The organism is Actinomadura sp. NTSP31, assembly GCF_041951385.1.
GTDB lineage: Bacteria > Actinomycetota > Actinomycetes > Streptosporangiales > Streptosporangiaceae > Spirillospora > Spirillospora napierensis.
Map to the genome: position 1 here is coordinate 213,945 of NZ_JBGNUT010000003.1, position 16,402 is coordinate 230,346.

Here is a 16,402-nt window from a genome sequence, read left to right on the forward strand (position 1 = left end):
CCCTCCAGCCCACGCCGAACCTGGCCGCGACGCGAGTCTTGGCATGGCGCCTCGCGGATCCTCTGATCTACTGATGCGGCACCCCGCAGGAATCCCGGCGAAGGGACATGCGATGGGCACAGGAGAACGATGCCCCGAGCATGCAGGCGTCCGGTCCGGTTCAGGTGGCGAGGCGTCCGCGAACCCGACCCACTACGACCGCATCGGACGTACGTACGCTCGCACCCGCCAGGCCGATCCGCGGATCGCGGAACTGATCGAGCACTCGCTCGGCGACTGCGGGGCCGTGGCCAACATCGGTGCCGGCACCGGCTCCTACGAGCCCGGACGCACCGTCACCGCCAGCGAGCCGAACAGCGCGATGATCGCCCGGCGTCCTCCGGGCACGGCGCCCGCCGTCCAGGCGGCGGCGGAGAACCTCCCGCTGGCGGACGACTCCGTCGACGCCGCGCTCGCGGTGCTCACCGCCCACCACTGGGACGACCTCGGGCGCGGCATCGCGGAGATGGCACGCGTCGCCCGGCGGCGCATCGTGATCCTCACCTGGGACCACACCGTCGTCCGGGACTTCTGGCTGCTGCGCGACTACCTGCCGGCGGCCGCCGCCACCGACGCGCAACTCGCGGTGCCGATGCACCGGTTCGGCGAATTGCTCGGCGAGGTGAGCGTCCAGCGCGTCCCCATCCCTGCGGACTGCACCGACGGTTTCGGCGCCGCCTACTGGTCCCGGCCCTATCTCGATTCCGAAGTGCAGGCAGGCATGTCCATGCTCGCTCTCACTCCGGCCCGCCTCCTGGGGCAGGGCTTCGCACGGCTCAGCAATGACCTGGCGACCGAAGAATGGAAACACCGCTACGGCGCGTTGCTCGAACGCACCGAACTCGACGTCGGCTACCGCCTCGTCACGGCCGCCCTCTGACCACCGAGTCCACGGCGCTACGCAGCACCGCACGGGTGACCAGGATGACGGGCCCGTCCGGGTCCTTGCTGTCCCGCACCGCCACCACCCCGACCGCGTCCGCCAGCTCAACGCAGTTCCCGCCGTTGGAGCCGGTGTAGCTGCTCTTGCGCCAGGCAAGCCTTGCCAACTCGACACAATCGCCGCCGTTCTCGCCACTGCGGGCGCTTTTGCGCCACGACAGCCCCGCCAGTTCAATGCAGTTGCCGCCGTTGGGTCCGCTGTAGCTGCTCTTGCGCCAGTAGTCGCTTCTCAGAGACATAGTTTCAGTGTCGGACGTCGGGGCGCAGCTGTCACGGCCCCCTTGCTCGTACTGGTGCGCCCCGCGCCCCGAGGCCGGGAGCCATACCATCACGGCGGTGTGATGCCCCCGTGACGTGCAGCGGGCCGTCCAAGCGGGGTTAGGTGGACAGCCCGCCGCAGCTCAGTCATGTGGGAGGCCAGGGGGACGGTCGTGGATCGGTCAGCGGGTCGCGAGGGCCGAGTTCACGGCGCTGCGCAGGGTCGCGCGGGTAACCAGGAGGACCGGTCCCTCCGGGTCCTTGCTGTCCCGCACCGCCACCGCCCCGGCAGCATCGGCCAACTCGACGCAGTCACCGCCGTTGGAAGCACTGCGTGTGCTCTTGCGCCACTCGGCGTTCGTCAACTCCATTTTTCTTCGGCCACCTTCCTGATCAGTTCACGCGACATCTGTTCCGTGAGTGCTTGCGAACGAAGGGCGACCAGGGTCCGGGCAACCGCGGACAAGTCTGCAGGGTCGTCGGTCGTGAGCGGCCGGATGGCTGTCTCGACATATGCGACTTCGCTACGATCCGCCATCGTCGCAACCACGAACGCGCCGGTGTTGCCGTCATGTTCGCCGCTTCCCAACACTACTTGAACCGTGATGTTGGGCAATGTGCTCACGTCGACAAGATGATCGAGTTGCTCCTTCATCGTTTCCGGCATGCCGACTGGCCGGTGAAGCGCCTGCTCGTCGATCAGGACGGTGTAGAGCGGGGGTGACGCTCCGTCGTCTCGGGGGTCCTTGAGGATCTTCTGGCGGTCGATCCGGGCATCGGCAGCCTCCTGGTTGCCGTGCAGGATCGCCAGTGCATAGGCGGGAGTCTGGACCAGTCCGGGGATCACCGAATGCTGGTAGGTGAGCAGCATCGCGGCGTCGGCCTCGATCTTGGGCCAGTCGAACCAGATCGGGACCGGGTGACCGTCCTTGTTGAGGTCCTCCCAGAGATTGATGAGCGCTCCGTTGGCCTCCAGATACTCGTCCACCGTCACGACGAACGCTCGGGTCGCGCGCTTCTTGCCGTTCTCGATCTTGCTGACCTGCGGGCCGCTGACCTGCGTGATGTGAGCGATGGTCTCCTGCTTGACGTCCTTGGCCTCGCGCAGTCGACGCATCTGCCGGCCGAAGGCGATGAGGGCGGGGGACTCGCTAGGACGACGCTGGCGACGTGGGGACATGTCTTCTGCCTCTCGAGGAAAGGTGCCCGTCCTCCATCGGATCTTCCGTTGTCTGCCGCCTTTGGGGGGCAACAACATTTTAAGCAGAAAGTAGCTCACTGTGTGAAGCAGAGCACACACAGTGAGGAGAAGGATCATGGGTGAGGCGGCGGGGCGGCAGAACGAGATGGTGGTGAAGCAGGACCTGGCGGTCGTGGCGGAGGTGCGGCGGTTCGTGCGGCTGGTCACCGGTCAGTGGGGCATGGACGACTTCGTGCCGTGCCTGGTGGCCAGCGAACTGGTCACCAACGCGCTGCGGTACGCCTCCGCGGCCGACGACGATGTGACGTTCCGGATCGGGCGGGCCGAGGACGGCGCGCTGTGGATGGAGGTGCAGGACGCGACGTGCGACCTGCCGTGCGTCCAGCGGGCCGACACGATCAGCGAGGCCGGGCGGGGGCTGTTCATCGTCGATCAGTTCTGCCGCTGCTGGGGTGTGCGGCCGGTCGCCGGGGGCGCGGGCAAGGTCGTCTTCGCGGTTCTCGACCCGTCCTGACGGCGGCGGGCGCGCCGCATTCGTCACGTCGGCGACGGCCGCGGGAAATCGAAAGATCATCTGGGCTTCGGCGGGGCGGCCGAGCATTCAGGGGTTTCCCCGATCGGTGAGGATGGCCATGTGCCTTGATGGACGATGCGAGCGGCACGCCGCCGCGCTCCCGGCCGACGACGGCGCGCACACCCTGGACCGGCGGCGGCTGCTGATGGCGGCCGCGACCGGAGCGGCGCTGACGCTCGTCCCCGTCTCGTTCCCCCGGGCGCGCGCCGCCACCGGACCCGAAGCCGCGCCCGGCGGCAGCGGCGAGGAGGTCAGCCGCACCGTCACCGGGCACCTGGCGACCGGCGCCGCCGACTTCGTGTACCTGCCCGTCGAGGTGCCGAAGGGCGTGCAGAAGATCGCCGTCGAGTACTCCTACGACAAGCCGGCCGTCCCGGCGGGCACGCCCGGCAACTCCTGCGACATCGGGATCTTCGACCAGCGCGGTGTCAAGCTGGGCGGGAAGGGCTTCCGCGGCTGGTCCGGCGGCTTCCGCACTTCGTTCGAGATCAGCGCGGCGGAGGCCACACCCGGCTACCTGCCCGGCCCGATCGGAGCCGGGACCTGGAACATCGTCCTCGGCCCGTACCAGGTCGCGCCGCAGGGCATGGACTACCAGGTCAAGATCACCTTGACGTACGGCAGGAACGGCGCGCCCTTCGTACCGAAGTACCCGCCCGCGAAGGCGAAGGGGCGGGGGCGCGCCTGGTACCGGGGCGACGGCCACCTGCACACCGTCCACTCCGACGGCCGGCGGCTCCCGTCCGAGGTGGCGGCGGGGGCGCGGGCGGCCGGGCTCGACTTCATGGTCTCCACCGACCACAACACCTCCTCGTCCCACGGCGTCTGGGGCGAGTTCGCCGGGGACGACCTGCTGATCATCACCGGCGAGGAGGTCACCACCCGCAACGGCCACTGGCTGGCGCTCGGCCTGCCCGCCGGCGAGTGGGTCGACTGGCGGTACCGCGCCCGGGACGACGGCTTCGCCCGGTTCGCCCGCCAGGTGCGCCGCTCCGGTGGAGCCGTCGTGCCCGCCCACCCGTACTGCCCCTATGTCGCCTGCCAGTGGAAGTTCGGCTACGACGAGGCCGACGCGGTCGAGGTGTGGAACGGCCCGTGGACCTATGACGACGAGTCCGCGGTCGACACCTGGGACGCCAGGCTCGGGGAGGCGGTGCGCGCGGGGAAGGGCTGGCTGCCCGCGATGGGCAACAGCGACGCGCACAGCGAACCGCAGGTCATCGGGCTGCCGCACACGGTGGTGCACGCCGACGAGCTGAGCACCGGCGCCGTCCTGGCCGGGATCCGCGCCGGGCGCAGCTGGATCGCCGAGTCGTCGTCGGTGGACCTGACCTTCACCGCGACCGCCGGAGGGCGGGAGGCGGGCATCGCGGACACGCTCACCGCGAAGGCCGATGCCCCCGTCGACGTGCGGCTGGAGGTGTCCGGCGTGCCGAACGGCACCGTCCGGTTCATCACCGACGAGGGCCAGATGCACCAGGAGTCGCTTCCGGCCTCCGGGAAGGGCACCGTGGTGTGGCGGACGACGACGTCGCTCGCGGCGTACGTGCGGGCGGAGGTCCGCCACCCGATGGCCGACGGGAGCCCCGGCAAGGGCAACACGATGGGACCGGCGCTGGTCTGGGGCCCGATGGCCGCGCTCACCAACCCGATCTTCCTCAAGCACGCCTGAAGAGGCCGAAGGCGCCGGGGGTTCCGGTCCGGCCGGAACCCCCGGGCCGCGGTCACTTGATCAGCGGGTCGCGGGGGAGGCGGAGGATGCGCTCGGCGATCTGGTTGCGGGTGATCTCGGACGTGCCGCCGGCGATGGACATGCCGCGCGAGCCGAGGCGCAGGCGGCCGGCGAACGCGGCCAGGCCCTCGGAGAACACCAGGTCCGGCCCCGCGAACGCGGACAGCAGGTCGGCGGTGGCGTGGCCGTGCTCGGCGAGGACGAGCTTGGTGATGTTGCCCTCGGGGCCCGGCTCGCCGCCGGCGACGGCGCGTTCGGCGCTGCGCAGGTTGAGCAGGCGCAGGGCCTGCGCCTCGGCCTCGTGGGCGCCGACGCGTTCGGCGGCGGCGGGGACGCGGTCCGGGTGCTCGGCGCAGAGCTTCACCAGGTCGGGCAGCTGGTAGGAGCCGCCCGCGCCGCCGCCGATGCTGACGCGCTCGTTGCCGAGGGTGGCGCGGGCGACGGTCCAGCCCTGGTTGGGAGTGCCGACGACGTCGGAGTCGGGGACGAAGACGTCGGAGAGGAACACCTCGTTGAAGTCGGAGTCGCCGGTGATCTGGCGGAGCGGGCGGACCTCGACGCCGGGGTGCTCCATGTCGATGACCATCATCGTGACGCCGGCGTGCTTGGGGGCGTCGGGGTCGGTGCGGACGGTCGCGAAGCCCCAGCGGCAGTAGTGGGCGCCGCTCGTCCAGACCTTCTGGCCGTTGACGATCCAGCCGCCGTCGGTCTTGACGGCGCGGGTCCGCACGGACGCGGCGTCCGAGCCGGCCTCGGGCTCGCTGAACAGCTGGCACCAGACGTCCTCGCCGAGCAGGGCGGGGCGCACCCAGCGGTCGATCTGCTCCTGGGTGCCGTGCTGGATCAGGGTGAGGATGTTCCAGCTGGTGATGCCGTACTGCGGGCGCTTGACGCCGGCGGCCCTGAACTCCTCGTCGATGACGAGCTGGACCGCGGCGGGCGCCGCCAGGCCCCAGGGCTTCGGCCAGTGCGGCTGGACGTAGCCGGTCTCGATGAGGCGGACGCGCTGCTCCTCCGGGGGCAGCGCGGCGATCTCCCGGGCCAGCTCGCGGATCTTCGCGCGCTCGGCCTCGGCCTCGGGCGGCAGGTCGAGGGTGGCGGTGCGGGCGACGCCGGCGGCGCGCAGCCGGGTGACGTCGCGGGCGGCGGCCTCGGGGTCGACGACCGCCTCGATGGCGGCGGCGCGGCGCATCAGCAGGTGGGCGTCGTGCTCCCAGGTGAAGCCGATGCCGCCGTGCACCTGGATGTTGAGGCCGGAGTCGTCGAGGAAGGCCGGGACGGCGAGGGCGGCGGCGATCGCGGCGGCCAGCTCGAACTGGTCGGCCGGTCCGGACGCGGCGCGCGCCGCGTCCCACACGGCGGCGGTGCCGAGTTCGGCGGCCACCAGCATGTTCGCGCAGTGGTGCTTGACGGCTTGGAACGTGCCGATCGTGCGGCCGAACTGCTGCCGGACCTTGGCGTACCCGGTGGCGGACTCGACGCACTCGAGCGCGCCGCCGACGGCCTCGGCGGAGTACAGGGTGCGGGCGAGCGCGACGGCGTGGCCGGCGGCACCCTCGATGACCTCGGCGGACGCGCCGTCGAGGCGGACGCGGGCGCTGCGGCGGGACGGGTCGAGCTGCTCGGGGACCTCGACGGTCACGCCCGGGGCGTCCGCGCGGACGATCGCGACGTCGTCGCCGGCGACCAGGACCAGCAGGTCGGCGAGGCCGCCGCCGAGCACCACGGCCTCGCCGGACGCGGCGCCGCCGGCCACGGTGACCGGGCCGCCCAGCCCGAGGGCGGCGGGCGTCCCGCCCGAGGCCAGGCCGGGCAGCAGGCGGGCGCGCTGCTCGCCGGTGCCGCGCGCGGCGATCACCGCGGACGCCGCCATGGTCGGGACGAGCGGGCCGGGCGCGGCGGCGCGGCCGATCTCCTCCGCGACGACGACGAGTTCGGGCAGCCCGTATCCGCCGCCGTCGTGCTCCTCGGGCAGGTGCAGGCCGAGCAGGCCGAGGCCGGCGAACTCCTTCCAGAACGCGGGGAGGGTCTCCTCGCCGGCCTCCAGCAGCGCCCGGTTCGCGGCGCGCGCGTCGTGGTCGCGCAGGAACGCGCGCGCCGTCCGCGCCAGTTCGCGATGCTCCTCGCTGATGGCGATCGCCATGGGTCCTCCCTGGGTGTTCCGCGCCGGCGGCGCATGTCGGGGTGAGTGCCGCTGAGCTAATAATTGCTCGCTTACACACCCGTCTGTCCACCCGGCCCCCTCCTGCGCGCCCCGCGTCGCCGGGTTCAGCCGTCCGCGCGGTCCTCGCCGGAGCCGTCCGGCCGGTCGTGCCCGTCCGGCGGTTCCGTCCCGTCTCCTCCGGACGGCCGGGCCGGCTCGCCGGTATCGGTGGCGGCGGCCACCTCCGCGGGCAGCTCGTCGGGCGGGTCGCGCAGCGCCGGCCAGGCGCGGTAGACGACCGCCACGACCGGCACCGCGACGGCCGCGCCGGGGATCCCGCCGACGATGCCGCCCACGCTGATCGCCAGGATGATCGCCAGGGGGTGCAGCCGGACGAGCCGTCCGACCAGCAGCGGCTGCAGCAGGTGGCTCTCGGCCTGGTGCTCGACGATCAGCACGCCGAGGAAGATCAGCGCGATGACGCCGCCCTTGGCGGCGAACGCGACCGCGACCGCCAGCGCGCCGCCGACCAGGATGCCGACGATCGGGATGAAGCTGCCCAGGAAGATGACGACGGCGAGCGGCGCGACCAGCGGCACGCCGAGGGCCGCCAGCACGACCGCCAGGACCACCGCGTGGATGGCGGCGACAATGACGGTCCCGTGCACGTACTGCGACAGCGTCTCCCAGGCGGCGCGTCCGGCGCGGTCGATGCGGGTGCGGTAGCGGCCCGTCCCGCCGATCAGCCAGGACCAGATCCGGGCGCCGTCCTTGAGCAGGAAGAACGTGATGAACAGCATCAGCACGAGGGCGGCGAGCACCTCGATGGTGACCGCGCCCGCCTGCACCGCGGTGTTCGCCAGCTTGCCGCGCCGCTTCTCCAGGTAGTTGACGCCCTGGTCGATGGAGTCCTGGATCTGGGAGTGCTTGACGTGCAGCGGGCCGGTCTCCAGCCAGTGCTGCAGGGAGTGCGCGGTGGACTGCACCTCGTCGGCGAGCTTGGGGAACTCGGAGTTCGCCTGGATGCCGACGAAGGTGCCGATCCCGCCGAGCACCGCCAGCGCGAGCAGCATCGTGATCCAGGTGGCGCCCAGGGCCGGCAGCCCGGCCCGTTCGAGCCGGGCGGTGAGCGGGCGCAGCAGCGCGCAGAAGAACAGCGCGATCGCGCACGGGATGAAGACGATCTTCAGGGTGCCGATGATCCAGACCACGCCGTAGCCGACCGCGCCGATGGCGATCAGCCGCCAGGACCAGGCCGCGGCCGCGCGCAGCAGGGGCGGGGCGGGCGGCGACGGCGCCGCCGCGGACCGCCGGTGTCGATCGTCGCTCATCCGCGTCCATCCGCAGGGACGCCCCTCTTCTCCCCCACGCAAGGCACTCTATGCGCCCGGCCCCCGTCAGGTGCGGCGCTGGAACCCCTTGATCGCGACCGTGGCGGCGACCGCGCCGACCGCCGCGCTGACCGCCAGCGCGGTGACCGCGTCGGCGAGCGCCGGGTCGCCGAGCGCGAGGGCGCGGGCCGCCTTGATCCCGTAGGTGGCGGGGTTGGCGCGGACGACCGCGCGCAGCCAGCCGGGCAGGCCCGCCGCCGGGACGAACGCGTTCGACGCGAAGACCAGCGGGAACGTCGCCAGGCCCGCGACGCTCTGCACCAGCTCGGTGTTGCGGATCCAGCACGCGACGGCGATGAAGATCCAGCCGAGGCAGCAGCCGACGGCGAGCGCGAGCGCGGCGGCGCCGAGCGCGCCGAGCGGCCCGCCCGCCGGGCGGAACCCGAGCAGCGCCGCCGCGAGGACGACCAGCAGCAGCTGCTGGAGGGCGCAGCGGACGGTGTCGGCGGCGCTGCGGGCGAGCAGCACCGAGCCCGGCCAGATCGGCATCGAGCGGAACCGGGCGATGATCCCGCCGCGCATCTCCTGGGTGAGCCCGACCGCGGTGTTCAGCGCCGCCTGCATCGCCGACGTCACCATGATCGCCGGGACGAGGAAGTCGACGTAGCGGACGCCGGCCGGGAAGCCCGGCGCCCGCGCGACGCCGCCGAACAGCTGGCTGAACATGCCCAGCATCAGCAGCGGGCCCAGCATGCTGGCGACGACGAGCCGCGGGTCGAGGACGAGCGCGCGCAGCGACCGCCCGGTGAGGACCCGCAGCTGCGTTCCGATCCCGGCGTCCTGCGCGGCGGGCGGCCGGGCGCCCGTCCCGGCGGGCGCGTCCGCGACCTGCTCTTCGACCGTCACGGCGCCTCCGCGCGGGCGGCCGGCCCGATCAGCGACAGGTACACGTCGTCGAGGGTCGGGGCCGTCACCGTCAGCTCGTAGTCGCCGCTGACCTGCGCGTCCAGCGTCCGCGCGACGACCGCGAGGTCGCGCGGGCCGGTCAGCGGGACGGCGAGGACGCCGCGGCGCGGGTCGTACTCGGGGCCGAGGCCCTCGGTCCGCAGCGCGCGGGCGGCGGCCCGCACGGCGGCCGGGCCGGGGAGCCGCGCGGCGGCGGTGCGCCCGCCGACGCGGGCCTTGAGGTCGGCGGGCGCGCCGGTCGCGACGACGCGGCCGTCGGCGAGCACCGCGATGGTGTCGGCGAGCCGGTCCGCCTCGTCCAGGTACTGGGTGCTGAGCACGACGGTCGTCCCGCCTCGGACGAGGTCCTCCACGATCGCCCAGGTGGCGAGGCGGGCGGCGGGGTCCAGGCCGGTGGTGGGCTCGTCCAGGAACAGCACCTCGGGACGGCCCGTCATGCCGGCCGCGAGGTCGAGGCGGCGCCGCATCCCGCCGGAGTAGCCGCGCACCGGCCGGTCGGCGGCGCCGGCCAGGTCGAACATCTCCAGCAGCTCGGCGGCGCGGCGCAGCGCGGCGCGCCGGCCCGCGCCGCGCAGCCGGGCGACCAGCACGAGGTTGTCGCGCCCGGAGATCTGCTCGTCGACGGCGGCGAACTGCCCGGTCAGCGCGATCCGGCGGCGCACCTCGCGGCCCTGCCGGACGACGTCGTACCCGGCGACGCGGGCGGTGCCCTCGGTGGGCCGGCACAGCGTCGCGAGCACGTTGATCAGCGTGGTCTTGCCGGCACCGTTGTGGCCGAGCAGCCCGAGCACCGTGCCGGGCCGCGCGGCGACCGTCACCCCGTCCAGCGCCCGCACGGGCCCGAACCACTTCCCGATTCCGGCGGCCTCGATCGCGTACTCGCCCGTCCGCGCGGGCACGGCGCTCACCCGGGGTTCCGCGCGGGCGCGAGCAGCCGCCTCATCAGCGCCGCCACGAGCCGGTCGTACCAGCGGGCGAACCCCCACGCGGCGACGGCCCCGGCGGCGACCGCCACGGCCGCCGCGACGGGACGCCCCGCCGGAACGGGCGCGCCCGCGAACGCGCCGGGCAGCGCGGCGGCGAGCAGCAGCAGGTTCCGGACGATCATCGCCTGCCCCATCACCGCGCCCTTCGAGCCGAAGCAGCGGCATTCGGCGAGCACGCCGCCGTGCACGGCGCGGACGGCGATCCCGATGAACAGCACCAGCAGCACGGACGCCAGCGCGAACCCGGCGCGGGCCGACGGCGGCAGCGCCAGCAGCACCACGACCGTCCCCTCCCCCGCGACGACCAGCGCACCCGCCGGAACGGCCGCCCGCTCCGGCAGGACCGCCAGCCGCCGGATCGACTCCGCGAACCCGCGGAACCGGGACGCGCCGCGCGCCTTCCCGGCGAACGCGGCGGCGAACACGGTCAGGATCAGCGCCCGGCAGCCGAGCAGCACCAGGCCCGTCATCGGTCCGCCTGCCCGCTGCCGGGCGCCGCGACCACCATCGTCTTGGCGAACGCCAGCACCTCGGCGCGCTCGCCGACCGGTTCGCCGCCCGCCTCGACCCACGCGTGCGCGCGGAACGGCTCCGTGCGGACGCCGGTGCACCAGTCCGGCCACGTCCCGCCCGCCCGGCACAGCAGCACCGTCGCGAGCGAGCGCTGCAGGCAGCCCTGCCCGGCGCACTGCACGCTCACCGTCACCACCGCCTGCCGCGCCGCGAGCGCCTGCCCGGCCGACGCGGGCCGCGCGCCGCGCCGCAGGAAGCCCAGGACGCGGCGCAGCCGGCGCGGCGGCAGCTTCGCGATCAGCCGGGCCGCGCCCACCGCGGCGCGCGCCCCCGCCCTGCGCCGCAGCGTCAGCCGGACCGGCGGTTCCAGCGCGACCGGGATCGTCACGGCGCCATCACCTCGGCGTCGCGCAGCGACCGGACGAACGCGCCCACGTCCGCGGTGACCCGCTCCGCCGCGTCCGGGTGCCGTTCCCGCAGCTCGCGGACGGCGTCGTCGACGGTGCCGCCGTCCAGCAGCAGCCGGATCACGGTGGTGCCGGTCGCGTTCAGCGCCCAGTAGCGGCCGGTGCGCTCGTCCAGCAGCACCGTGCCGTGCTCGGTCTCGGTCATCGTCACATGGGGCGACAGCGACGCCCCGGGAGTCACGGGCATCTCGGGCCTCCGGTTCATCGGGCCGGGACCCGGCGGCGCTCGACGGCGCGCAGCCAGGTCTCGCAGGCGAACGTGCTGATCAGCGGCATCAGGGTCAGGGACGAGGGGGGCAGGGTCTGGAGCACGGCGCGCAGGGCGGCGGCGTCGACCAGGCCGAGGCGCGCCAGCCGCATGTCGTCGCCGCACAGGCCGAGCAGCGCGGCGCGGTGCCGGCGCAGGCTCTCGTACGCCTCCGCGCTGTACTCCGACTTCGTGGCCCGCCCGAGGATCCGCGCGGGGACGATCCCGGCCATCGCGGTCGACAGGGCGGGCTTGTAGCGGTCGGGCATCGTGGTGTCGCGGAGTCGGATGGCGAGCGCGGCCTCGATGACCCGGTCGTCCACGAACGGGGCGTGCCAGGCCACCCCCTCGCGCGAGGTGAAACGGTCGACACGGCGGATCGTGTCGCCGCAGAGCCGGGCGTCCTGCAGCGCGGCGTGCTGCCCGCGCAGCGGCGCGAGCGGTTCGACGCCGGACGCCCCGACCCGCCGTAACAGGGTCCGCGCGGCGCCGGCCGCGTCGCCCGTCGCCCACGGCGGCAGCCGGTAGGCGATCCCCCAGCCGAACGCGGGCGCGCCGCCGACCTCGCGGACCGGGTCGGTGAGCGCGCCGGCCGACGCCGCGAGCCACTCCCCGAACGTGTCGCGGTTCAGCAGCGCCCGCACCGACGGGACCAGCGGCCACCGGTACAGCGCCCGGTACGCGCGCAGATGCCGGACGGCGCGGCCGCGCCGCGTCCGCAGCAGCGTGTGCAGGTTGAGCGGGTTGCCGAGGAACAGCTCGTCGCCGCCGTGGCCGGTCAGGTGGTCGGCGGAGCCGGCGGCGGCGACGCGGCGGGCCAGGTGGGCGAGCCGCGCGCGGGTCCGGATCCAGGCGAACGGGCCCTCGACGTCCGGCTCCGGATCGGGCTCGGCGATGCCGTCGAACCAGGTCGGGGCGGTGTCGCGGGTCAGCACCAGGTGCTCGGCCGACGGCAGGTCCGCGGCGGCGAGGCCCGCCCAGTGCCGGTCCTCGTCGGCGCGGTCGGCGGCCTCCCAGCGGGTGGTGACGAGCCGGTCGGCCTCGCCGGCCGCGAGGAAGCACAGGCTGGTGGAGTCCATCCCGCCGGACAGGTCCGCGCTGACCGTCTTGACGTCCCGGGCCCGGACGGCGACGGCGTCGCGCAGCGCGTGCCGGACGCGGCGCGCCCCGTCGGCCAGCGGCAGGTGCGGCTCCGGCGGCGTCCACCAGCGGACCGGACGGCTCCGCCCGTCCGCGCCGATGTCGAGGTAGCACCCGGCGGGGACCGCCTCGACGCCCGTCCACAGCGGCGTCTCGCCGATCGGCCACGGCGCCCACGGCGCCACGAGCCGGGCCGCGAGCAGCTCCTCGTCCACCCGGTGATCGCCCGGCAGGAACATCGGCGAGCCCGCCGCGACCGTCACCCCGCCGGACGAGGTGTGGAAGACCTGGCGGGCGGTGGAGACGCTGCCCTGCACCCGGACGTGCCCGTCGATGGACGCGACGAGGTGGAAGCTCCCGGCGAGCCGCCCGCACAGCGCGTCCAGGTCGCGCACCGACCGGACCCGCGCGAGGACGCGCTCCAGCTCGTCCGGCGTCGTGTCGGCGGGCCCGAAGAGCGCGACGCGGCTGCGCCCGGCGGCGGCGTGCACGACGCTCCGGTCGTCCCAGTGCCCGACGATCCAGGGGCGGCCCGACGCGTGCGCCAGCCGCCGCGCCGCCGGAAGAACGGCCGCGGCCGCCGCGGCGGTGTCCGGAAGAACGCGGAACTCCACCATTGCCCTTTCCCTTTCACCAGTCGTGGGGGGGGCGGGGGCGGAACCGGCGCCGGCACGGCCATTCCGAGCTGACAGACCGGCCGGGCGTCAGCAGAGCATGACGCACGACCAGTCGTTCTCGAAGCCCCAGCTCGGCCGGCCGAGGGTCAGCTCGGCGAAGCCGCCGACCTCCATCAGCGCGGGCGGCTCGTAGGCCGCGACCTTCTGCTGCATGAAAACACCCTCCTTGCGAACCGGGGCGGCCCCGGCTGGGCCTCCCCGCTGCACCACCACATTAGGAGGGCGGTCATTTCACTTACCTTGCAGTTGGCTTCCAGCGGGACCGCCCAGTATTGAGCTCCCCGGCCGGCGGCGGGAGTATCTGCGGGGCAGGAGAATCGATCGAAGGAGCCGGCGATGAGCATTCTTTCCATTCTCGACACGGCGCCCGTGTGGCAGGGATCGTCACCGTCGCGGGCGCTGCGCGAGTCGCTGCGGACGGCGCCGGAGGCCGAGCGGATGGGGTACCACCGGTACTGGGTCGCCGAGCACCACAACGCCCCGTTCATCGCCAGCTGCGCCCCGCCGGTGCTGGTCGCGCGACTCGCCGCCGCCACGTCCCGGATCAGGGTCGGCTCCGGCGGCGTCATGCTGCCCAACCATCCGCCGCTGGTCGTCGCCGAGCAGTTCGGGACGCTGGAGGCGCTGAGCCCCGGCCGCATCGACCTCGGCGTCGGCCGCTCCCCCGGCACCGACATGGCCACGGCGCGGGCGCTGCGCCGGGTCAGCAGCCCGCCCGGCTCGCAGGCGTACCGCGACCAGGTCCGCGAACTGGTCCGGCTGCTGTCGCCGCAGCCCGGCGACCCGGTCGTCGCTGTCCCGGCGGCGGGCGGCGCACCGGACGTGTGGCTGCTCGGATCCAGCGTCGACAACGGCCGGTTCGCCGGCGAGCTCGGGCTGCCGTTCGCGTTCGCGCACCACATCCGCCCGCAGAACGCCGCACCGGCGCTGCGCGCCTACCGCGACGCGTTCCGGCCGTCCGCGGCGTTCCCCGAACCGCGCACGCTGCTCGCCGCGTCGGTCATCGTCGCCGATTCCACCGCGCACGCCGAATGGCTCGCCGGGCCGTCCAAGGTGATCGTCGACCAGTCCCTGAAGGGCGTCCGGAACGGGCCGAACGTCACGCCGGAGGAAGCCGCGAAAACGCACTGGACGGCCGAGGAAGAAGCCGTCCTGCGCGAGCGCATGGCGCACCACGTGATCGGCGACCCAGAAACCGTCCGGGAGCGCTTGAACGATCTGCTTTCGCACACCGAAGCGGATGAGCTCATGGTGCTGACGCTCATTCACGACTACGACGAGCGCCTGCGCTCCTACGAACTGCTCGCCAAGACAATGCTCGCCGAAACGATGACAACCGACACTCGCTGAGCGGTCACAACGAGAGGACCGAATGGTCGTCGCGCAGGATGGCCATTTGCAGCCGGCGCAGTTCGAGGTCGGGATCGACGCCGAATTCGTCCCGCAGCTGCGAGCTGACCTTCCGGTAGGCCGCGAGGGCCTCGACGCGGCGGCCCGACCGCGACAGCGCCAGCATCAGCTGCCACCAGAACCGCTCCCGGAACGGATAACGGTCGGTCAGCGCGCGCAACTCCCCCACCATCCCGTCGTGCTCGCCGAGCGTCAGCCCGACCTCGCAGCGCCGCTCCACCGCCCGCAGGTACTCCTCGGTCAGCCGCGGCACCTCCGTCTGCTGGAGCGTGTCGGACCGGACGTTCGCCAGAACCGGCCCGCGCCACAGCGCCAGCGCCTCCCCCAGCATCGCCGACTGGGCCGCGAGGTCCCCGCGCTCGCCGGCCACCGCGGCATCGCGCGTCAGCGCGCGGAAGCGCAGCAGGTCCAGCCGGCCCGGCTCAAGGTCCAGCACGTAGCCGCCGGACGAGGTGGCCAGCAGCGCCGCGGAGCCGGGCGAGTGCCGGTCGAGCCACTGCCGCAGCCGGGACACGCAGGAGTACAGCGCGCCGCGCGGCCGGTCGGGCAGCCGGTCGCCCCACATGTGGTCCAGCAGATGCTCGACCGGGACGACCTGCCCCGCGTTCAGCGCCAGCGCGGCGAGCAGCACCCGCTGGCCGCCCTTCGGCAGTTCCGCCCGCCGTCCGTCCACCGCCGCCTCCAGCGGCCCGAGGACCTTGAAACCGACCTCGCTCATGTGGCTCCCCCCTGAGTCCGTACGGCTGCATCGGCAGTACGGCTCAGTTTGCGCAGAGTCGGGACGTCTGTCATGACGGTCGTTCGGGGGTCATGGTCTCCGCCTGCCGCCGGGCACCCGGCGTCACCGAGGAGCCAATGGAAACTCTCTATGACGGAACGGTCTCTCTCAGTAAGATCGAGGGGTTGTCGCCCCCGCGAAACCCGTCCCGACGCACGCCCCGGTACAAGCACGCCCTCCGCCGCCCCGGCACGAGCACGCACGCCCCCACCGGCACGCCCCCGCCCGAACAGAGGTCGAACCCGCACCCCGATGGCTCCCACCCGCCGAGTCACCGTCGCCGTCGTCGACGACCACGATGTGGTGCTGTCCGGCGTCCGCGCCTGGATCGACGGCGACCCGCGCCCCGTCGAGATCGTCGACACCGCCGCCAGCATCGACGGCCTGGACCCGCGGCTCGCCGCCGACGTCCTGGTCATCGACCCGCGGATCGGCGGCGAGCCGGCGTTCGAGCGGATCGCCGAGCTCGCCGCGGCGGGCCGCCGCATCGTCGTGTTCTCCCAGCACGCCGAGGGCGACCTCGCCCGCCGCGCCGAGCTGGCGGGCGCCCGCGCGTTCGTGCGCAAGGAGTCCGCGGAGGGCCGGCGGCGGCTCGTCGACGCCATCCTCGCCGCGGCCGGCGACGCCCCGGCACCGCCCGCCGCGGGGCCGGCGCCGCCCTGCCGCCCGCAGTTCTCCGAGCAGGAGCTGCGGACGATGCGGCTGTGGCTCGGCGGCCTCACCCGCGCCGCCGTCGCCCGCCAGATGGGCATCAGCGAGCACACCGTCAAGCAGTACCTGCAGCGCGCCCGGGAGAAGTACGCCAGAGCGGGCCGCGACGCGTCCAACCGGGTCGCGCTCTACCGCGAGGCCCGCCGCGACGGCCTCCTCAACGACTAACCCCGGCCTCTCGCGGTCGAGGATTCCGGCGCCGGGCGTTCAGTTGTAGAGCGTGCGCCATGTGATGCCGAGTCGGTCGCAGGCCTGTTCGCTGGTGAGCCGTCCAGCAAAGCCGTCCA

Annotated in this window: 18 protein-coding genes; 5 read left to right on the forward strand and 13 right to left on the reverse strand. The window is 73.8% G+C overall.

Going from position 1 to position 16,402, the window contains the following annotated elements; translation table 11 throughout:
• Nucleotides 1-112 precede the first annotated feature (112 nt).
• Entirely contained in the window at nt 113-919 is an 807-nt protein-coding gene (locus ACA514_RS06170; RefSeq protein ID WP_375040027.1) for a class I SAM-dependent methyltransferase, read from the forward strand.
• Here ACA514_RS06170 and ACA514_RS06175 read toward each other — a convergent pair.
• The 3 genes from ACA514_RS06175 to ACA514_RS06185 form a co-directional block, all read right to left on the reverse strand.
• A complete protein-coding gene (locus ACA514_RS06175; RefSeq protein ID WP_375040028.1) occupies nt 903-1,220 on the reverse strand; it encodes a DUF397 domain-containing protein in 318 nt (105 codons plus the stop codon). The genes ACA514_RS06170 and ACA514_RS06175 overlap by 17 nt on opposite strands.
• 201 nt (nt 1,221-1,421) lie before the next feature.
• A complete protein-coding gene (locus ACA514_RS06180; RefSeq protein WP_375040029.1) occupies nt 1,422-1,610 on the reverse strand; it encodes a DUF397 domain-containing protein in 189 nt (62 codons plus the stop codon).
• Entirely contained in the window at nt 1,601-2,518 is a 918-nt protein-coding gene (locus tag ACA514_RS06185; RefSeq protein WP_375040030.1) for a helix-turn-helix domain-containing protein, read from the reverse strand. Before ACA514_RS06185 ends, ACA514_RS06180 begins: the two co-directional genes overlap by 10 nt.
• A 37-nt stretch (nt 2,519-2,555) precedes the next feature.
• Between ACA514_RS06185 and ACA514_RS06190 the strand changes: the two genes are divergently transcribed.
• Together ACA514_RS06190 and ACA514_RS06195 are read left to right on the forward strand one after the other, a co-directional pair.
• The gene (locus tag ACA514_RS06190) at nt 2,556-2,954 is read left to right on the forward strand and encodes an ATP-binding protein (protein WP_375040031.1); all 399 of its coding nucleotides are present in this window, start codon (nt 2,556-2,558) and stop codon (nt 2,952-2,954) included.
• A 118-nt stretch (nt 2,955-3,072) separates the two neighbouring features.
• Nucleotides 3,073-4,686, forward strand: coding sequence for a CehA/McbA family metallohydrolase (locus tag ACA514_RS06195; RefSeq protein WP_375040032.1), 1,614 nt, complete (start codon nt 3,073-3,075; stop codon nt 4,684-4,686).
• 52 nt (nt 4,687-4,738) lie between these two features.
• Here the strand turns inward: ACA514_RS06195 and ACA514_RS06200 are convergent, their stop codons facing one another.
• From ACA514_RS06200 to ACA514_RS06240, 9 genes are all read right to left on the reverse strand, one after another.
• Nucleotides 4,739-6,889, reverse strand: a complete 2,151-nt coding sequence (locus ACA514_RS06200; protein ID WP_375040033.1) for an acyl-CoA dehydrogenase — start codon at nt 6,887-6,889, stop codon at nt 4,739-4,741.
• 125 nt (nt 6,890-7,014) lie between these two features.
• The gene (locus ACA514_RS06205; RefSeq protein ID WP_375040034.1) at nt 7,015-8,220 is read right to left on the reverse strand and encodes an AI-2E family transporter; all 1,206 of its coding nucleotides are present in this window, start codon (nt 8,218-8,220) and stop codon (nt 7,015-7,017) included.
• Nucleotides 8,221-8,286: 66 nt separating this feature from the next.
• Entirely contained in the window at nt 8,287-9,126 is an 840-nt protein-coding gene (locus tag ACA514_RS06210; protein ID WP_375040035.1) for an ABC transporter permease, read from the reverse strand.
• Nucleotides 9,123-10,094 carry an ATP-binding cassette domain-containing protein gene (locus tag ACA514_RS06215; RefSeq protein WP_375040036.1) on the reverse strand — a complete coding sequence of 324 codons (972 nt, stop codon included), beginning with the start codon at nt 10,092-10,094 and terminating at the stop codon, nt 9,123-9,125. Before ACA514_RS06215 ends, ACA514_RS06210 begins: the two co-directional genes overlap by 4 nt.
• Nucleotides 10,091-10,642 carry a MauE/DoxX family redox-associated membrane protein gene (locus tag ACA514_RS06220; RefSeq protein WP_375040037.1) on the reverse strand — a complete coding sequence of 184 codons (552 nt, stop codon included), beginning with the start codon at nt 10,640-10,642 and terminating at the stop codon, nt 10,091-10,093. Before ACA514_RS06220 ends, ACA514_RS06215 begins: the two co-directional genes overlap by 4 nt.
• Nucleotides 10,639-11,073 carry a lasso peptide biosynthesis B2 protein gene (locus ACA514_RS06225; protein WP_375040038.1) on the reverse strand — a complete coding sequence of 145 codons (435 nt, stop codon included), beginning with the start codon at nt 11,071-11,073 and terminating at the stop codon, nt 10,639-10,641. The genes ACA514_RS06220 and ACA514_RS06225 overlap by 4 nt, the downstream gene beginning before the upstream one ends.
• Complete coding sequence (locus ACA514_RS06230) at nt 11,070-11,339, reverse strand: lasso peptide biosynthesis PqqD family chaperone (protein WP_344267843.1); 270 nt, start codon at nt 11,337-11,339, stop codon at nt 11,070-11,072. Before ACA514_RS06230 ends, ACA514_RS06225 begins: the two co-directional genes overlap by 4 nt.
• 14 nt (nt 11,340-11,353) lie before the next feature.
• The gene (locus ACA514_RS06235) at nt 11,354-13,156 is read right to left on the reverse strand and encodes an asparagine synthase-related protein (RefSeq protein ID WP_375040039.1); all 1,803 of its coding nucleotides are present in this window, start codon (nt 13,154-13,156) and stop codon (nt 11,354-11,356) included.
• 87 nt (nt 13,157-13,243) lie between these two features.
• The gene (locus tag ACA514_RS06240; protein WP_151544399.1) at nt 13,244-13,369 is read right to left on the reverse strand and encodes a lasso RiPP family leader peptide-containing protein; all 126 of its coding nucleotides are present in this window, start codon (nt 13,367-13,369) and stop codon (nt 13,244-13,246) included.
• A gap of 183 nt (nt 13,370-13,552) precedes the next feature.
• Here ACA514_RS06240 and ACA514_RS06245 point away from each other — a divergent pair, with 183 nt between their 5' ends.
• Nucleotides 13,553-14,566 (forward strand): LLM class flavin-dependent oxidoreductase, encoded by a 1,014-nt coding sequence (locus tag ACA514_RS06245; RefSeq protein WP_375040040.1) that lies wholly within the window; start codon nt 13,553-13,555, stop codon nt 14,564-14,566.
• Between the two features lie 4 nt (nt 14,567-14,570).
• On the opposite strand, the gene ACA514_RS06250 is transcribed toward ACA514_RS06245, so the two are convergent.
• Nucleotides 14,571-15,344, reverse strand: coding sequence for a BTAD domain-containing putative transcriptional regulator (locus ACA514_RS06250; RefSeq protein WP_375040041.1), 774 nt, complete (start codon nt 15,342-15,344; stop codon nt 14,571-14,573).
• Between the two features lie 312 nt (nt 15,345-15,656).
• On the opposite strand from ACA514_RS06250, the gene ACA514_RS06255 reads away from it, so the two are divergent.
• Nucleotides 15,657-16,283, forward strand: a complete 627-nt coding sequence (locus ACA514_RS06255) for a DNA-binding response regulator (protein WP_375040042.1) — start codon at nt 15,657-15,659, stop codon at nt 16,281-16,283.
• Nucleotides 16,284-16,402 lie beyond the last annotated feature (119 nt).